The sequence below is a fragment of the Methylobacterium sp. E-046 genome (assembly GCF_022829625.1).
In the GTDB taxonomy this organism is placed as follows: domain Bacteria; phylum Pseudomonadota; class Alphaproteobacteria; order Rhizobiales; family Beijerinckiaceae; genus Methylobacterium; species Methylobacterium longum.
In genome coordinates, this window is the sequence record NZ_JAKSYP010000090.1 from 158120 (window position 1) to 174075 (window position 15956).

Here is a 15956-nt window from a genome sequence, read left to right on the forward strand (position 1 = left end):
ACGTGGCATCATGCAGACACGGCTATGGTTAATGCATCGTTAATCGGCTTCGGGGTTGCTAGCTTTTCGTAAGCTCTGCCTAACCAGAATTAATTTTCAGCCGCCCCAGGACTGCGCTGGACAGTCGTGCCGACTCTGAATTCATGCGACCGCGCCGCCGTCTGGCCGCGGCACGCATCGTATCGAGGGCGGGGAATAGAAATTGCGCGAAGCTCTTGCCCCAGACAAATCAAGATTTGATGTCGCCGTTTAGACCGAGAACGTACCCGGGCTTCCTCGTCCGAGAAGCCGTGGCCTGCAGGTACCTCCATCAATACGGCGAGCGGCCGGCTATCGTCCGGCGATTGCAGCCGAATACGGCCCGCACCGCTCGCCGGTCCCGGGGCGTGCCGCCGCCGGAATCGGGCGGCGATGCCGGGCTTGGCAATCCCCGTGAGGTCTTGGCTTCCGAACGCTCGTTCCGGCTCCGCGGTCGACTGGAGCGAGAATGTTAACCGGTGTGGCGCCCATCAGCCCCGCCGGCCTGTGGCGGGCGATGCGTGAAGTATTGGTGCCGCCGCCGCACGGTTAGCCGCAGGATCGCGGTCGCGGGGCGGATAGCGGCGGCACCAATTGATCACCCGCTTCGTGGCCTTGGCGGCGGCTCCGGAGGGCACGAGCGTGTCCAGGGGAAGCCCCAGCAGGGCCGCGAGCGGGTTCGCCAGCATACCGGTCACGCGGACGATCGTCCGCGCCGGACCGCACCTCCCGTCCGCCAGCGTTACGCCGGCAGCATCGACCGCGGCGACGCTGGCGCCTGCGATGCAGGTGCACCCCGCCGCCGCGAACGCCGCGCGGATCGACGGCAGCGCGGCCTGTCCCAGGAAGTTGCCGATCTTGGCAGCGCGGTCGATCCGGAGCGTGCGCACGCTCCCGGTACCGGCCCGTCACGCGCGGCGGCGAGGCGTGCGGGCCTCACGCAGGCGCGTTCGAGGCCGGCGAGCCCGGCATCGACGGCCAACGCGGTCCGGAGGCCCGGCGGCTCGGATTCCGATACGGACTGACTGAGGCGATCGAGATGCGCTGCCAGAGCCCGCGCGCCGTCGTAAGTGCCGGCTTCGAAGGCGTGCGCGATGCCGGGACGGGCGGCCGCTGCAGGTGGCTGCCGGCGGCCAGGATGAGCAGCTCGTAGAACGGAGCGGCCGGCGCTCCGGATGACGATCCGGAGCGGCGGCCGTCACAGGGAGGGTGCGTCGGGCGGCTCGCGCAGGGGCGCAAGGTCGGCCTCGCAGCAACGCATCCGGATGACGTGGGACGAGTCCGGTGCCACGAGGGTGATGGCGCGGTGTCACCCAGCCCGCGCTCGTCCCGCGTCCGCGCGGCGGCGGCCGCAGCGCGAACGCCCGATCTCGGGCCTGGGAGAGCGGTCTGCGGCGCGTTCCGCGGCCGTGCGGCGAACGAGTCCCCTCGTTCGCCGCGTCGCCGAAGATTCTTATCTTTTCGGGTCGAAGTAGAGAATGGGCTTTCGTTGACTCGCGATCACCGGGACAGGATGGTGCGTTCGTTGTCTGCAACGGGGTTTCGGGCCGAAGATGAAGACGCATGAGCCGTCCGGACGTGATCCCGGAGCGATCTCGCGCGTCGTCACCGCTCGGAGGCGCAGTATGACCGTCCGGTGGAGCCGGCTGGAGCACAGCGGCGCCTCAGCGCCTCCCTGTACGCGTCGCGTGATCCAGCACCGCTGATCGGCCCCCGGGATACCCGACAGGTTGATCGCGCCGATCGCGGCGCCGCCCGTCCGCTCCGGAACGCCGGACGCCCAGACCCCAGTCTCACGCCAAAAGGTCCCGCCCATGTTCTCGACCCGCCGATCCCTGCTGGCCGCCGGCCTCGTCCTGGCCTGCCTCGGCATCCTGCCGGGACGGGAGGCGCGCGCCGAGGACCCGAAGGAGATCCGCCTGGATTGGGCGACCTACAATCCGGTGGGCCTGCTCCTGAAGGAGAAGGGCTTCCTCGAGGAGGCACTCGCATCCCGCGGCATCAAGGTCCGCTGGGTGCAGTCGCTCGGCTCCAACAAAGCGCTGGAGTTCCTGAATGCCGGCGCAATCGATTTCGGATCGGCTGCGGGCGCGGCGGCGCTGGTGGCGCGGATCAACGGCAACCCGATCAAGGCGATCTACGCCTACTCGCGTCCGGAATGGACGGCGCTCGTCACCCGCAAGGAGACCGGCATCACTAAGCCGGCGGACCTCAAGGGCAAGCGGGTCGCGGTCACCCGCGGCACCGACCCTCACATCTTCCTGATCCGCGCGCTCCAGAGCGCCGGTCTCACTGAGCGCGACGCGAAGCTCGTCCTGCTCCAGCATGCGGACGGGCGCACGGCCCTCGACCGGGGTGACGTCGACGCCTGGGCGGGGCTCGACCCGATGATGGCCGCGGCCGAGATCGAGAACGGCGATGTCCTGTTCTACCGCGACGCCGCGGCGAACACCTGGGGGCTGCTCGACGTGCGCGAGGAGTTCGCCAAGGCCCATCCAGAGCTCGTCCGGACGGTGATCGCCGCCTACGAGAAGGCGCGGGCCTACGCGCTCGCCAACCCGCAGGCGCTCTCGGCCGCCCTCGTGGCGGCCACCAAGCTGCCGGCGCCCGTGATCGCCCGTCAGATCGAGCGCACCGACCTGTCGCAGCCCGCGATCGGCCCGGCACAGACCGACTCGATCAAGGCGGCCGGCTTGGCCCTGCAGCAGGCCGGCGTGATCCCCGCCGGGACCGATGTGGCGGCCGCGGTCGAAAGCCTGCTCGATCCGACCTTCAATCCCGCCGCCGGGCGGTGATGGGGGGCGTTCCGCTGCTGCGGCGGGGCGGCCGCGCCGGTCTCGGCCTGCTTCTGCCGCTGCTCCTGGCGATCGGCTGGGAGATCGCGGTCGCGGCCGGCCTCGCGTCCGGGCGCCTGCTTCCGCCGCCCAGCCGCATCGGCGCCACCCTGTGGGAGTTGGCGGCCTCGGGTGACCTGTGGATGCACGTGGAGGCGACCCTGATCCGCGTCGGGCTCGGCTTCCTGTTCGGGGCGGCGGCCGGGATCCTGGCCGGCGCCCTGGTGGCCACGATCCCGGTGCTGCGCTGGCTCGTCGACCCGAGCCTGCAGGCGCTCCGCGCCGTCCCGTCGCTCGCCTGGGTGCCCCTCTTCATCCTGTGGTTCGGCATCCTGGAGACGCCGAAGGTCCTGCTGATCGCCGTGGGCGTCTTCTTCCCGGTCTATGTCGGGGTTTCCGGAGCGATCGCCTCGGTGGACCGGAAGCTCGTCGAGGTCGGGCGGATCTTCCGGCTGTCGCGGCCGGCGCTGGCCCGCCGGATCCTGCTGCCGGCGGTGCTGCCGGCCACGCTGGTCGGCCTGCGCACCGGTCTGGGCCTCGGCTTCCTGTTCGTCGTGGCGGCGGAGCTGATGGGCGCCTCCGAGGGCCTCGGCTACCTGCTGGTCGACGGCCAGCAGTTCAGCAAGCCCGATCAGATCGTGGCGGCGATCATCGCCTTCGCGTTGGTCGGCAAGCTCGCCGACATGGCCCTCGTGACGCTGACGTTGCCCTTGACGCGCTGGCAGGATACCGCGCGGGACAGCCTGTGACCGCCGGATCCCGCTCCGCCGGGACAGCCGGGTCGCGCACCGGCACCCGCGCCAGGCCCGGACAAGGGACGCCCGTGCTCGTCATCGACGATCTCTCCAAGACCTACGCGGACGGCACGCGGGCGCTCGAGGCCATCGGCCTGTCTGTGAAGCAGGGGGAGATCGTCGCGCTGATCGGCGGCTCCGGCTGTGGGAAGACGACGCTGCTCCGGTTGATCGCGGGGCTCGACCAAGCCAGCCGCGGCTTCGTGCAGGTCGACGGCGAGACGATCGCCGAGCCCCATCCGAGCGTCGGGGTGGTCTTCCAGGAGCCGCGGCTCCTCCCCTGGCTCAACGTCGCCGACAATGTCGGCTTCGGGCTCTCCGGCCTCGGCCGCTCCGAGCGCCGGGCCCGCGTCACCCACGCGCTGGAGCGGATCGGGCTGGCCGAGCACGGTGGGCGCTGGCCGCGCGAACTCTCGGGGGGCCAGCAGCAGCGTGTCGCCATCGCCCGAGCCTTCGTCGCGCAGCCGAGGGTGCTGCTCCTCGACGAGCCGTTCTCAGCCCTGGATGCCTTCACCCGGAAGGGGCTTCACGACCAGCTCCTGGACCTCTGGGCCGAGTCGAAGCCGACGATCGTCATCGTCACGCACGATGTCGGGGAGGCGGTGACGCTCGCCGACCGGGTTGTGGTGATGCGCCCGCGGCCGGGACGCCTCGACGAGACCGTCGCGATCGGGCTCGCCCGCCCGCGCGACCCCGTGGCGGCGACCTACGAGGAGGCGGTGCGCAGGGTTTTAGCGGCCCTCGATCATTCCCTCCGTCCGGCCGCGGCGAACCGCCCCCCTGCCCCGGAAACCCGCGCCAGCTGGTGGTAGCTGCGGCCCCGTCCCGGCCCGCCTCGACGAATGATCCCGCTGCCCGTCTCCGCCGAATCCCGATCGCCGGCCGGTCGGCCTTCCGTCTCGCGTGACGGGGTCGCGCCGCGCCCGCACCGGCCCCTCGCGCATCGGCTGGCAGTGCTCCTCGACGCTGATCGCGCCGCTGCTCCGGGACGGCTGCCGGGAGCGGGACCTCACACCCCTCGGCACCGGCCAGTCCCGGCCTGGGTTCACCCGCGGAGTGCCGGTCAAGGAGGCACGGAACACCGGACCGATCGCCCTTTCGGCCGACCGCGCCGACACGGACCCGATCCACGCGCAGGCCTCCGGCGCTGGGATCACCCATATCGCCCGGGAGGCGCCCTCCCCCGGGGCGTAGACGTTCCTGGTGGCTGCGGACGCGGCTGCGACGTCGGTGGCCGGGTTGCGGGGGAAGCGGCTCGCGGTGACCGCGGGCGGCAGCCAGGACCCGCTCGTCACCGCCCCGCGAAGGCCGGTCTGACCTTCGAGGACATCGCGCCGGACCGTCCGAGCAGGACAAGATCGCCGACGCGTTCCGCGCCGGGGCTGCTGCCCCGCCCCGTCGTCAGCCCCCCTCGGGCTTGGCAGCCACCGGCAGGCGGAGCGATGTCAGGACCGGAGGGCGGGCGCGATCATCGCCTCCCCGGGCTCCTCCATCCGGAACCGGGCGAAGCGCAAGGCCAGCACCGGCAGGATCAGGAGGGTGAGCACCGTCGAGGTGACGAGGCCGCCCAGGATGATCAGCGCCATCGGGCCCTCGATCTCGCGGCCGGGCTCCCCGGCCCCGAGGGCCAGCGGCAGCAGGCCGAGACCGGTGACCAGCGAGGTCATGAGGATCGGTACCATCCGGTCGGCGGCGCCCGCGGCCGCGGTCGCGGCGTCCCACGGGAGCTTATCCCGCGTCACCATCTGCTCGTAATGGGCGATCATCATCACGCTGTTGCGCAGCGAGATGCCCGCGAGGGTGACGAAACCGACGAGGGAGCCGAGCGAGAGCAAGCCCCCGGTGAGCGCCGCCGCGGCGACCCCACCCACGAAGGCGAAGGGCAGATTGACCAGGACCAGCATCAGGTTCGCCGCCGAACCGGTGACGATGGCGAGCAGAACCACGATGCCGAAACCGGCGAGACCGGCGTGGATCAGCAGGTCGCGCCGGGCCGCCTCCTGCGCCTCCGCGGCCCCCGAGAAGGTCACGTAGACACCCTCGGGCAGCCGCACCTCCTTGGCGATCTTGCGCTTGGCCGCCGCCACGAATCCCGCCATGTCCCGTCCGGCGACGTTGGCGGTCACGGCCTGCACCCGCTGCGCACCGAGATGCTGCACCTGATAGCGGCCCGCGCTTTCGTAGACGTCGGCCACCTGCGACAGGCGGACGTAGCGACCGCCTGTCGCCCGCAGGGGCAGGTCACCCACCGCGCTGAGTCGACTCCGCACTGCCGCGTCGAGGATCACCAGCACGTTGAACACCGCGTTGCCGCGATAGGTCTGGCCGACGACGTCGCCCTGGTAGGCGGTGCGCACCGCCTCCAGCACCTCGACCGGATCGAGACCCCAGTGGCGCAGATCCACCGGGCGGAGCGCCACGGTGACCTGCGGCAATCCGGCCGGGGACGCCTGCTGCACGTCGCGGGCGCCCTTCACCTCCGCGAGTTCGCGGGCGACCGAGCGGGCGGCGGCCTCGATGCGGTCCAGGTCGCTGCCGACCACGTTGACCACGACGGGCGCCGTGAAGCCCGACACCGTCTCCTCGATCCGCTCGGTCAGGAAGGTCTTGAGCGAGAAGGCGGCACCGGGAAACCCGGCGATCAGGTCGCGGATCGCCGCCTCGACGGATCGCTGGGCCGCGCCGTCGAGGCCGGGCTGCAGGTCGATGTGGATCTCGCTGTAATGGGGACCCGCCGTATCCTCGGCGGCCTCGGCGCGACCGATCTGTGCGGCCACGGCGCGAACGCCCGGAATGCCCTTCAGGTCGCCGGTGATCAGCGTGCCGAGCCGCTGCGATTCCTGCAGCGACGTCCCGGGGATCGCCACCATGTGGAGGATCAAGTGGCCCTCCTTCAGGTCGGGCAGGAACACCGCGCCGAGGGTCGGGAGGATCGCGGCACCCGCGAGGGTCAGCAGCAGGCTTCCCAGCATCGCCAGGCGCGGGGCCCGGCCGATCCAGGCCAGCAGCCGGAGGTAGGCGGCACGGCTCCAGCGGACCACGGGCGGCTCGCGCGGCGGAGCGGCCTCGGCGCGCGCCATCCGGCCACCCAGGAGGAGCAGCGCCAGGGCCGGCGTGACCGTGAGCGCGACGAGGAGCGAGGCCACGACCGCCGCGATGTAGGCGAGCGCCAGGGGGCCGAACAGGCGCCCCGCCACCCCGGTGAGCGCCAGCACCGGCAGGAACATCAGGAGCACGGCGAGCGTCGCGTAGGCGACCGAGGTGCGCACCTCCAGCATGGCGGCGAGCACCACGCGGGCCGGTCGCTCGCCACGCGCGGCCCGCAGGCGGCGGGAGACGTTCTCGACGCCGATCACCGCATCGTCCACCACCTCGCCGATGGCCAGCGCCAGCCCGCCCAGCGTCATCGTGTTGAGGCTCTCGCCCCAGGCCTGGAGCGCGAGCGCGGCGGCGACCAACGAGAGGGGGATCGCCGCCGCGCTGATCAGCGCGGCCCGCCAATCCGCCAGGAAGACGAACAGCACGATCACCACCAGGACGCCGCCGAAAGCCAGGGCCTGGAGGACGTTCCCGGTGGCGACATCCACGAAGTTCGCCGGCCGGAACAGGTCTGCGCGCAGGGACACGCCCTCCCGGTTCAGGACCGGCCGCAACTCGTCGAGGGCGGCTTCCAGCCGCGCCGTCACGGCCCGCGTGTCGACGCCGACCTGGGCGCCAACCATGAGCAGCACGCCGGGCTTCCCGTCGACGAGCGCCGCGCTGATCGCGGGTTCGGGGGCGGCCGTGACATTCGCCACGTCCGAGAGCACGACGCTCGCCCCCCCGTCGTTGTGGAGCACCGTGCGGCCCAGGGCCTCCGGGGTGAGCGACTGGCCCTCGCTCCGCAGCAGCACGCGCTGGTTCGGGGTGTCGACGAAGCCGGCGCCCCGCACGCCGGTTGCTTTCCGGGCGGCCGTCAGCACGTCGTTGAGGCCGATCTGGAAACGGATCAGGTCGTCCGGCCGGACCTGGACCTGCAGCGCCCGCACCGCCCCGCCGTAGATCGACACCTGCGCTATGCCCGGCACGGCCTGAAGGCGCCGCCGTACGGTCCATTCGGCCACGTGGCGCAGGTCCATGCCGTCGCGGGCCTCCGCGGTCAACCCGACGAGGAGCACCGTGAGGGTCGAGGAGGTGAGCGGGGTCATCGCCGGCGTCGCAACCCCGTCCGGCATTCGGCCGGACAGAGCCGCCAGACGCTCGTTGACGCGCTGGCGGACCCGATCGACGTCGCTGCCGGACTTGAAGGCGGCGGTGATCACCGACAGGCCCTGGATGGAGGTGGAGCGCAGGGTCTCGAGCCCCGGAAGGCCGCCGACCGCGACCTCGACGGGCTGGGTGACCAACACCTCGACCTGCTCCGAGTCGAGGCCCGGCGCCTCGGTCTGGATCGTCACGATCGGAGGGGCGAATTCCGGAAAGACGTCGTAGCGCGCTGCCGCGAGCGCGTAGAGGCCGAAGACGAGCACGGCACAGGCCAGAGCCAGGACCACCCGAGGGAGCCGCACGGCGAAACCGACGAGGGCCGCCTGGGGACCGCCGCGGCCGGCAGCACCCGGCGGCTCAGTCATCGTCGTCGCCCACGACGCGGATCCGGCTCTTCATCTCCTCGGAGAGCAATGCCTGCCCACCCCGCAGCACGATCTCCCCGCCATCCGGCAGATCCTCGACCACGAAGGCGTCGGCCGACATCGGCGCATCGGCACGGACCGGATGCCGCACGAAGGCACCGTCGCCGGTGCCCCGATAGACCCAGGTGCCCCCCTCGCCGTGCACGACGGCATCCTCGGGCACGAGGACGCCCCGAATCGTCTGCGGCGCCGCCAGGAACGCCATCGTGCTGGTGCCCGGCAACAGGCCGCTGTCGCCCGACACCAAGTAGAAGAAGCTCTGCCCCTGGATGCGTGGATCGGTGCGGGTCGCCGCCGAGACCAGCCGCAGGGGGACGCGCTCGCTCTGCGGCGGAACCTCGGCGTAGGCCGCCTGCGGGGGCACCGGAAGGCTCTCGCCCGGCGGCAGCGTCACCTGAACCAAGAAGTCCGCGCGCTCGATCAGCCGCGTGACGAGGGGTGAACGATCGATGATCGCCTTGCCGAGCACCGAGCCCCATTCCTGTCGCGCCGTGGCCGCGAGGGTCCGCACCTGCGATTCGGCCGTGGTCACGGCGGCGCGGTCGGTCAGGAGGGTGCCTTCGGCTGTCTCGATCTGGGCGACCGCCACGATCCCCGCGCCGAGGCTGCGCGCGCGCCGGGCGGCGCTGCCCGAGACCTCGACCCGCGCCTGGGCCGTCTGAAGCGACGCGACGGCGCCCGCGTAGCTGTTGGTGAGCTCGGTGATCCGGGCGAGATCGAGGACGCTTCCGTAAGCGGTCAGCTCCTGCTGGTGCGGTACGGACGGTCGCGCTTCGGCGACGAGGCCGATGCGCTGCCGTTCGAGCGCCGACAGCCGGACCAAGGTGCGCCCGTCCTCGATCGCCGTGCGCGGCGTCGGGAGCCGCGCATCCGCGGTCGGGCCACTGCGCAGTGTCGGGATCAGCGGCTCGAGACGTGCGCCGATTTCCGACAGGATCGGGGCGGCGCGGGCGCGGAGACGCTCGCCGGGCTCGGTGAGAACAGCGGCCCCGGCGGCGAGCAGCAACCCCCCGATCAGCAGGAGCGTACGCCGCTGACCCACGTCCCCATCTCCCCAGTGATTGCCGAATTTACCCGGTCTTGTTTGCCAAATTTGCCTGGATAAGTACAGTGATGTCGGTTCCAGCCAATCCCGTCGTACCCCTCCGCATCCTCCGGCTCCGATGATGGCGGCCATCGCGGAAAGCCGCGCCAACGACGCCGTCGCGAGGCTTAAACACCGATCCGGGGCGTGGGACCACGCCGGTTCGCGCGTCCCGTCGCGCAACCACCGGTATCCACATGCAAGCAAGCCCGCCTCGGAACCGAGGCGGGCTTGCGCAGGACGTTTCGACGGAAGTCGTGGATCAGCAGTTGTCGTCGGCCGGAGCCGTCTGCCGATCGGCCGCCGCCTTGTTCATCGCCCCGACGGTGCCCGGCGAAGCCGGCTGCTGTCCGCCGGCGAGGTTCGCCGCGGCCGGATCGGTCGAGTTCGACTTCCCGCCCGTATTCGCCTGTGCCTGCGCGGGGGCGGTCTGCGTGGCGCCAGCGTTGTTCATGGCGCCGACCGTTCCGGGCGAGGCCGGCTGCTGGCCGCCGGCAAGGTTCTTGCTGGACTTGTCGACATCGGAGCTGCTGGGATTGGACGCCTGCTGATCCGGGCTCTTGGCCTTCGTGGTGCCGGTGCTGCAGGGCGCGGCGAGCACGGGACCGGCAGTAAACGCCAACAGCGCAAGCGCGCTTGCCAGATGAGAGACCTTCATCAATTGCTCCTCCATATTTTTGCATGAGTTTAAGTGCCGGATCGACCTGAGAGTTCCTTGAAAAGTGGAACTTTGAACGGGCTGACCCCCGCCCTGCGCTGCAGCGGCGCGCGATGACAGCAGCTCGAAGCCGACGCGCCGGCGCCGGGTCCGGGTCTTGCGGTCGGAGCCGCCCGGACGTCGGATCGGCCGCGCCGCCATGGAGGCGCACGTGCGACTTCTGGTAAGAGAGGGTGTTGAATGAGCGCAGACCTGGCCGTGCGGCATGCCGAGGCGACAGGTCCGGACCCGGCGGCGAAGGAGCGAGACCGTTGATCAGCGTGGATCTGAACTCCGATCTCGGTGAGGGCTACGGTGCCTATGCCTGCGGGGACGACGCGGCGATCCTCGGGATCGTGACCTCCGCCAACGTGGCCTGCGGCCTGCACGCGGGCGATCCCGAGATCATGGCGCAGACCTTCGCGCTGGCGAAGGAGCGCGGCGTCGCGGTGGGCGCCCATCCGGGCTTCCCGGACCTGTGGGGCTTCGGCCGCCGCCGCATGCCGTTCACGCCGGCCGAGATCGAGCGCCTCGTGGCCTATCAGGTCGGCGCCGCGCAGGCGCTGGCGTGCTATGCCGGACACCGCATCACCTACGTGAAGGCGCACGGGGCGCTGGCCAACGTCGCCGCCGAGGAACGGCCGGTGGCCGACGCCATCGCGCGGGCGGTCCGGGCGGTGGATCGCGACCTCGCGCTGCTCGCCATCGCGCTCACCGCGCAGGTCCAGGCGGGTGAGGCCTGCGGCCTGGAAGTGCACCAGGAGATCTTCGCCGACCGCGGCTACACGGAGGCCGGCCTCCTGATCCCGCGCAGCCAGCCCGGTGCGATGATCACCGACGCGGGCGAGGCCGCCGACCGCGTCCTGCACATGGTCGAGACGGGGACGATCCGAACGGCCGGGGGCAGCGCCCTTCCGACGCCGATCCGGTCGATCTGCGTGCACGGGGATTCGGCCCATGCCGTGGCCACCGCCCGCGCCGTACGCACCCGGCTGGAGGGGGCGGGCGTCACGCTGGCGCCGTTCCGGCCGTGAGCGACGTCCCGGATGAACCCCGGCTCCTCGATGCCGGCGAGGCGGCCCTGGTGGTCGAGTTCGGCACCACGGTCGATCCCGCGATCAGCGACCGTGTCCTCGCGCTCGACGACGCCCTCGGCGCCGCCCCCCTCGCGGGTCTGCTGGAGCGGGTGCCGACCTACCGGTCCCTGATGCTGCACTACGACCCGCTGGTGCTCGACCGCGAGACCCTCGTGGCCCGGGTCCGGTCGCTCGCGGCGGGCGCCACGGCGCGGGCAGCCACCCCGACGCTGTGGACGCTGCCCTGTTGCTACGACGCCCCGCACGGCGAGGACATCGTTCAGGTCGCCCAGCGGGCGGGCCTGTCGCCCGACGCGGTGGTCTCCACCCACGCGGGGGCGACCTACCGGGTCTACATGTACGGTTTCGCCCCGGGCTTCGCCTATCTCGGCGGCCTGGCGGACGTACTGGCGGTGCCCCGGCGGCAGAGCCCGCGGCCGCCCCATCCACGAAACGCCGTGATGATCGGCGGCGGCCTCGCCGCAGTCGCGACCGTGCCGATGCCGACCGGCTGGTACGTGCTCGGCGCCACGCCGGCCCGCCTCTACGCGCCGGAACGCGACCCGAGCTTCTTCGTGGGCGCGGGGGACCAGATCCGCTTCGAGCCCGTCGATGCGGCGACCTTCGACGCGCTGACCGCGCGCGAGGCGGCGGGCGAGGCGGTGGCGCGCCGCGGGGAGGCCCGCCGATGAGTATCCTCGCGATCGAGGCCGCCGGGCCGGGCGTCACGCTTCAGGATGGCGGGCGGCACGGCTATCTGCGCTTCGGCATCACGGCCGCCGGGCCGATGGATCCGCTGATGCACGCCAGCGCCAATCGCGCGGCCGGCAATCCCCTCGACGCCACCGCGATCGAGGTCTCGACCGGCGGCATCACGGTGGGTGCCGCGGGCGGACCCCTGGGGCTCGCCCTGCTCGCGCCGGGCTTCCGCGTCGCGCTGGACGGCGCGGCGCTGCCCGAGGCGGTCGCCCTCACCCTGGAGCCCGGCCAGATCCTCGCGGTGCGGGCCGGCGATGCGGGGTCGTGGGGCTACCTCGCGGTGAGCGGCCGGCTGGATGTCGCGCCGGTCCTCGGATCCAACGCTACCCACACCCGCTCCGCGCTGGGCGGTTTCGACGGTCGCGGCCTCGCCGCCGGCGACCGCCTGCCGGTGGCCGATGGCCGCGCGGGGGACGGCGCGCCCCACCGGCTCGTCGTCCCGTGGCTGGCGCGGAACGCGCGGACGATCCGGGTCGTACCGGGACCGCAGGACGACTACTTCGCCCCCGATCAGATCGCCGCCTTCCTCGACGGCCCCTGGACCGTCTTGCCGCGGGGTGACCGGATGGCGTGCTTCCTCGACGGGGAGCCGCTGAAGCACGCCCGCGGCCACGACATCGTCTCCGATGGCGTGGCGATGGGGGCGATCCAGGTGCCGGGGAACGGCCTGCCGATCGTGCTGATGGCCGACCGGCAATCCACGGGCGGCTACCCGAAGATCGCCACCGTGATCGGCCCCGACATCGGCCGGATCGCCCAACTGCGCGGCGGAACCAGCCTCACGTTCCAGAAGGTCACGGTGGCGGAAGCCGTCGCCGCGCGCCGGATCGAGCGCGATGCGGTCCGCGAGCCGGTCGCCCGCGAGCCGGTGGTGCGTACCGATTTCGCGTCGGACTTCCTGCTCGGGCTCAACCTCGTCGGCGGCGTCACCGATGGCGCTGGCTGACCAACGCGGGGGCCGCTCGGCCCGCCGCCCTCGCGAGCCCGCCATGACGGGAGGCGGGCGAGCGGGGGTGGGGATCCGCCGCCGGCGCTCCGGAACGGCGGCGTGGTCGCCAACGCCGTCGACGGCTTGAGCCCGCGCAATCTGCGAATTCACGGCCGCGACACGTCCAACCGCTATCGAGAACGGGAAGGTCCACACATGGCACACGCCGTCACCGCCTCCGGCACGCCGCCCTTGCGCAGCAACGAGCCCCTGAACGCCGACAGCGTGCGCCGCGCCCGGGTGGATCTCGCGGCCTGCCTCCGCTGGGCCGCCCGCAACGGCCTGGAGGAAGGCATCTGCAACCACTTCTCGGCCGTGCTGCCCGAGCGGCCCGACCTGTTCCTGGTCAACCCCTACGGACTCGCCTTCGCGGAGGTGACGGCCTCAAGCCTCCTCCTGTGCGATTTTCACGGAAACGTGGTCGAAGGGGATGGCCAGCCGGAAGCCACGGCGTTCCACATCCATGCCGAGTTGCACCGGCTGAAGCCCCGCGCCCGCGCAGCCTTCCACACGCACATGCCCTACGCGACGGCCCTGGCCATGCTGGAGGGCCAACCCCTGCTGTGGGCCGGGCAGACGGCTCTGCGGTTCTACGGCCGCATCGCTGTGGACGAGGATTACAACGGTCTGGCACTCGATTCCCGCGAGGGCGAGCGGATCGCCACCAGCGCCGGCGAGGCCGACGTGGTCTTCCTGAAGAACCACGGCGTGATGGTGCTGGGCGAGACGATCGCGGAAGCCTGGGACGACCTCTACTATCTGGAGCGGGCCGCGCAGGCGCAGGTTCTCGCCATGAGCACCGGGCGCACGCTCAAGATCGTGCCGGAGGCCGTCGTTCAGCGGGTGGCGGCCCAGGAGGCGGCCGGGCGCGCCGAGAGCGCGCGGCTGCACCTTGAGAGCGTCAAGCGCGTGCTGGCCCGGGACGAGCCCGCCTTCCTGGCCTGACCGCCGTCACGGCGCCGACCGGATCCTGTCCAGGAGCGGCGCGTCCGCGTAGCCGTCCGCTGACAGACCGACCGACCCCTGGAAGGCGCGCAGGGCCGCCCGCGTTCTCGGGCCGATCTTCCCGTCGACGCCGCCCGTGGGAAAGCCGCGCTCGGTCAGACGGTTCTGGATCTCGCGCCGCTCGTCGGCGGTGAGCGGCCGGTCACCCCGCGGCCAGTCGCGGGCGAAAGCGGGATCGCCGCGCAGGCGATCCGAGAGATGCGCCACCGTGAGCGCGTAGGCGAGCGCGGTGTTGTAGCGCAGGATCACGGCGAAGTTCGGCCGGAGCAGGAAGGCCGGGCCGCGGATTCCGGCGGGCAGGATCAGGGTGGCGTCCGCGGCGCCGTCCGCGAAGGCACGATCATCGACCGGCCGGACTCCGAGGGACCGCCACGCGTCGAGGCTGCGGGGCGTGGTCTCGTCGGCGAGCGCGGCGTCGAAGCCCGCGGGCAGCACCACCTCGCTGCCCCAACCCGCCCCGGATTTCCAGCCGTGGGCGCGCAGGTAGTTCGCCGTGGAGGCGAGCGCGTCGGGGACCGAGGTCCAGATGTCCCGCCGCCCGTCACCGTCGAAGTCGACCGCGAAGCGATGGTAGACGGTCGGCATGAACTGCGTGTGGCCCATGGCGCCCGCCCAGGATCCGGTGAGGCCACCGGGCATCCTGTCCAGCGGCGCCTCGTTCCAGGCCAGGATCTGGAGGGCGGCCGTCAGCTCGTCGCGCCAGTAGCCGGCACGGGCGGGATCGCCGCAGGCCAGCGTCGCGAGCGAGCGCACCACCGGCTTCACCACCGCGGGATTGTCGAGCACGGCACCGTAGCTCGATTCCACGCCCCAGAACGCCACGAGGATGTGGCGGTCGATCCCGTACCTGGCCTCGATCGCCGCGAGGGTGTCGGCATGTTCGGCGAGCTTGCTGCGGCCGGCCTCGACGCGGGCCGGGGTCACGCTGGCCTCGATGTAGTCCCAGAGCGGCCGGACGAACTCGCCCTGGCTCCCGGTGGCGGCGATCACTTCCGGATCGGCGGTCAGGTCGGCGAGCTGTGCGGTCGCGACGGTCTGCGGGACCGCTCGGGTCGTGGCGGCGGCGATGAGGTCGGCGCGGCAGGTGTCGAAGGGCTGCGCCGGCTCCGGCGCCGCGCGGGCGGTCACCGGCATGAGCGCACAGGCGAGGACGGCCAGGCCGAGCTCACGGGACATGCGCGGCGTGCTGCTCATCGCGGGCTCCGGCGATCCAGGTCGAAGGGGGCGCACAGGGTCGGACCCTCCGGAGGCCTTCTAGGCACGGATCGCTCGCGTGTCGCCCCGGAGATGGGATCAGAGGCCGAGACGCCGCTTCCGTGACCCCGGGGCCGGCGACGGGACGCGTCAGACGTACTAGATACGTCGACCTCAGCGCGATGGAGCCCAACCGCGTGACGCGCAATGCCCTCGCCGGACCTCTCGCCGTCCTCCTCGGCGTCCTCCTCGCCGACAAGCCCGCCTGCGCCATCGAAGTCACCCGCAGCCGCGACCTGCCCGCCCCGGCCGCGGCCGTCTGGGCACTGATCGGGGATTTCTGCGGGATCCAGCTCTGGCATCCCCAGGTGGAGCGCTGCATCGCGTCGGCGGACGACGACGATGACGGCATCCGCGCGCAGATCCGCGGCCTGGTCGTCAAGGGCGGCCTCGGCACCATCGTCGAGGTCGAGACGGCGCGGGACGAGGCCGGCATGAGCTACAGTTACAGCTTCATCCAGGGGCCGCTGCCGGTGCGCGCCTACAATTCCACGCTGGCGGTGCGCCCGAACGGGGCCGGCTCCACCGTGATCTGGACCGCGACCTTCGACGCCGAGGGGATGGGTGAGCCGGAGGCCGTGGCCGACATCGCGGGCGTGTTCGAGGCCGGGCTGGCCGGAATCGCCCGGGAGGCGGCCAAATAGCTCCGTCGGACTCGCGGTCTGCGACGGATATGCGCAGCTCGCGCGCCGGACCCCTCGCCTTGGCCCCATCCTGTACCGATGTGAGCGGCGTCGGCGCGCCTGATCGCCCGGCTCGAACCCGCGGCAGACTCAG

At 72.0% G+C, this 15956-nt stretch carries 14 protein-coding genes; 9 read left to right on the forward strand and 5 right to left on the reverse strand.

The features are described from left to right. Positions 1-509 precede the first annotated feature (509 nt). Positions 510-908: a hypothetical protein gene (locus tag MKK82_RS08045; RefSeq protein ID WP_238285027.1), complete on the reverse strand. Its 399-nt coding sequence runs from the start codon at positions 906-908 to the stop codon at positions 510-512. Between the two features lie 924 nt (positions 909-1832). On the opposite strand from MKK82_RS08045, the gene MKK82_RS08050 reads away from it, so the two are divergent. The 4 genes from MKK82_RS08050 (at position 1833) to MKK82_RS08065 (ending at position 4840) form a co-directional block, all read left to right on the forward strand. Then, positions 1833-2813: an aliphatic sulfonate ABC transporter substrate-binding protein gene (locus MKK82_RS08050; RefSeq protein ID WP_238285025.1), complete on the forward strand. Its 981-nt coding sequence runs from the start codon at positions 1833-1835 to the stop codon at positions 2811-2813. Beyond that, the gene (locus MKK82_RS08055; RefSeq protein WP_243985230.1) at positions 2813-3601 is read left to right on the forward strand and encodes an ABC transporter permease; all 789 of its coding nucleotides are present in this window, start codon (positions 2813-2815) and stop codon (positions 3599-3601) included. Before MKK82_RS08050 ends, MKK82_RS08055 begins: the two co-directional genes overlap by 1 nt. Before the next feature lie 74 nt (positions 3602-3675). Next, on the forward strand, positions 3676-4458 hold the full coding sequence (locus MKK82_RS08060; RefSeq protein WP_238285023.1) for an ABC transporter ATP-binding protein: 783 nt from the start codon (positions 3676-3678) through the stop codon (positions 4456-4458). 91 nt (positions 4459-4549) lie between these two features. Further along, positions 4550-4840, forward strand: coding sequence for a hypothetical protein (locus tag MKK82_RS08065; RefSeq protein ID WP_238285021.1), 291 nt, complete (start codon positions 4550-4552; stop codon positions 4838-4840). Between the two features lie 251 nt (positions 4841-5091). Here MKK82_RS08065 and MKK82_RS08070 read toward each other — a convergent pair whose 3' ends face one another. The 3 genes from MKK82_RS08070 to MKK82_RS08080 form a co-directional block, all read right to left on the reverse strand. Next, a complete protein-coding gene (locus MKK82_RS08070; RefSeq protein ID WP_238285020.1) occupies positions 5092-8256 on the reverse strand; it encodes an efflux RND transporter permease subunit in 3165 nt (1054 codons plus the stop codon). Then, positions 8249-9358, reverse strand: coding sequence for an efflux RND transporter periplasmic adaptor subunit (locus MKK82_RS08075; protein ID WP_238285019.1), 1110 nt, complete (start codon positions 9356-9358; stop codon positions 8249-8251). Before MKK82_RS08075 ends, MKK82_RS08070 begins: the two co-directional genes overlap by 8 nt. A 304-nt stretch (positions 9359-9662) precedes the next feature. Beyond that, positions 9663-10058, reverse strand: coding sequence for an exopolysaccharide production protein YjbE (locus MKK82_RS08080; protein ID WP_243985259.1), 396 nt, complete (start codon positions 10056-10058; stop codon positions 9663-9665). A gap of 311 nt (positions 10059-10369) precedes the next feature. Here MKK82_RS08080 and MKK82_RS08085 point away from each other — a divergent pair, with 311 nt between their 5' ends. The 4 genes from MKK82_RS08085 to MKK82_RS08100 all read left to right on the forward strand — a co-directional run bounded on the left by MKK82_RS08085 (position 10370) and on the right by MKK82_RS08100 (position 13865). Next, complete coding sequence (locus MKK82_RS08085) at positions 10370-11131, forward strand: 5-oxoprolinase subunit PxpA (RefSeq protein WP_238285017.1); 762 nt, start codon at positions 10370-10372, stop codon at positions 11129-11131. Beyond that, positions 11128-11865: a 5-oxoprolinase subunit B family protein gene (locus tag MKK82_RS08090; protein WP_238285016.1), complete on the forward strand. Its 738-nt coding sequence runs from the start codon at positions 11128-11130 to the stop codon at positions 11863-11865. Before MKK82_RS08085 ends, MKK82_RS08090 begins: the two co-directional genes overlap by 4 nt. Further along, the gene (locus MKK82_RS08095) at positions 11862-12878 is read left to right on the forward strand and encodes a biotin-dependent carboxyltransferase family protein (RefSeq protein ID WP_238285014.1); all 1017 of its coding nucleotides are present in this window, start codon (positions 11862-11864) and stop codon (positions 12876-12878) included. The genes MKK82_RS08090 and MKK82_RS08095 overlap by 4 nt, the downstream gene beginning before the upstream one ends. Before the next feature lie 198 nt (positions 12879-13076). Continuing rightward, positions 13077-13865 (forward strand): aldolase, encoded by a 789-nt coding sequence (locus MKK82_RS08100; RefSeq protein ID WP_243985232.1) that lies wholly within the window; start codon positions 13077-13079, stop codon positions 13863-13865. 6 nt (positions 13866-13871) lie between these two features. Here MKK82_RS08100 and MKK82_RS08105 read toward each other — a convergent pair whose 3' ends face one another. Next, positions 13872-15119: a lytic murein transglycosylase gene (locus MKK82_RS08105; protein ID WP_238285011.1), complete on the reverse strand. Its 1248-nt coding sequence runs from the start codon at positions 15117-15119 to the stop codon at positions 13872-13874. Between the two features lie 197 nt (positions 15120-15316). Here MKK82_RS08105 and MKK82_RS08110 point away from each other — a divergent pair, with 197 nt between their 5' ends. Next, positions 15317-15823 carry an SRPBCC family protein gene (locus MKK82_RS08110; protein ID WP_238285009.1) on the forward strand — a complete coding sequence of 169 codons (507 nt, stop codon included), beginning with the start codon at positions 15317-15319 and terminating at the stop codon, positions 15821-15823. The last annotated feature ends 133 nt before the right edge of the window (positions 15824-15956 follow it).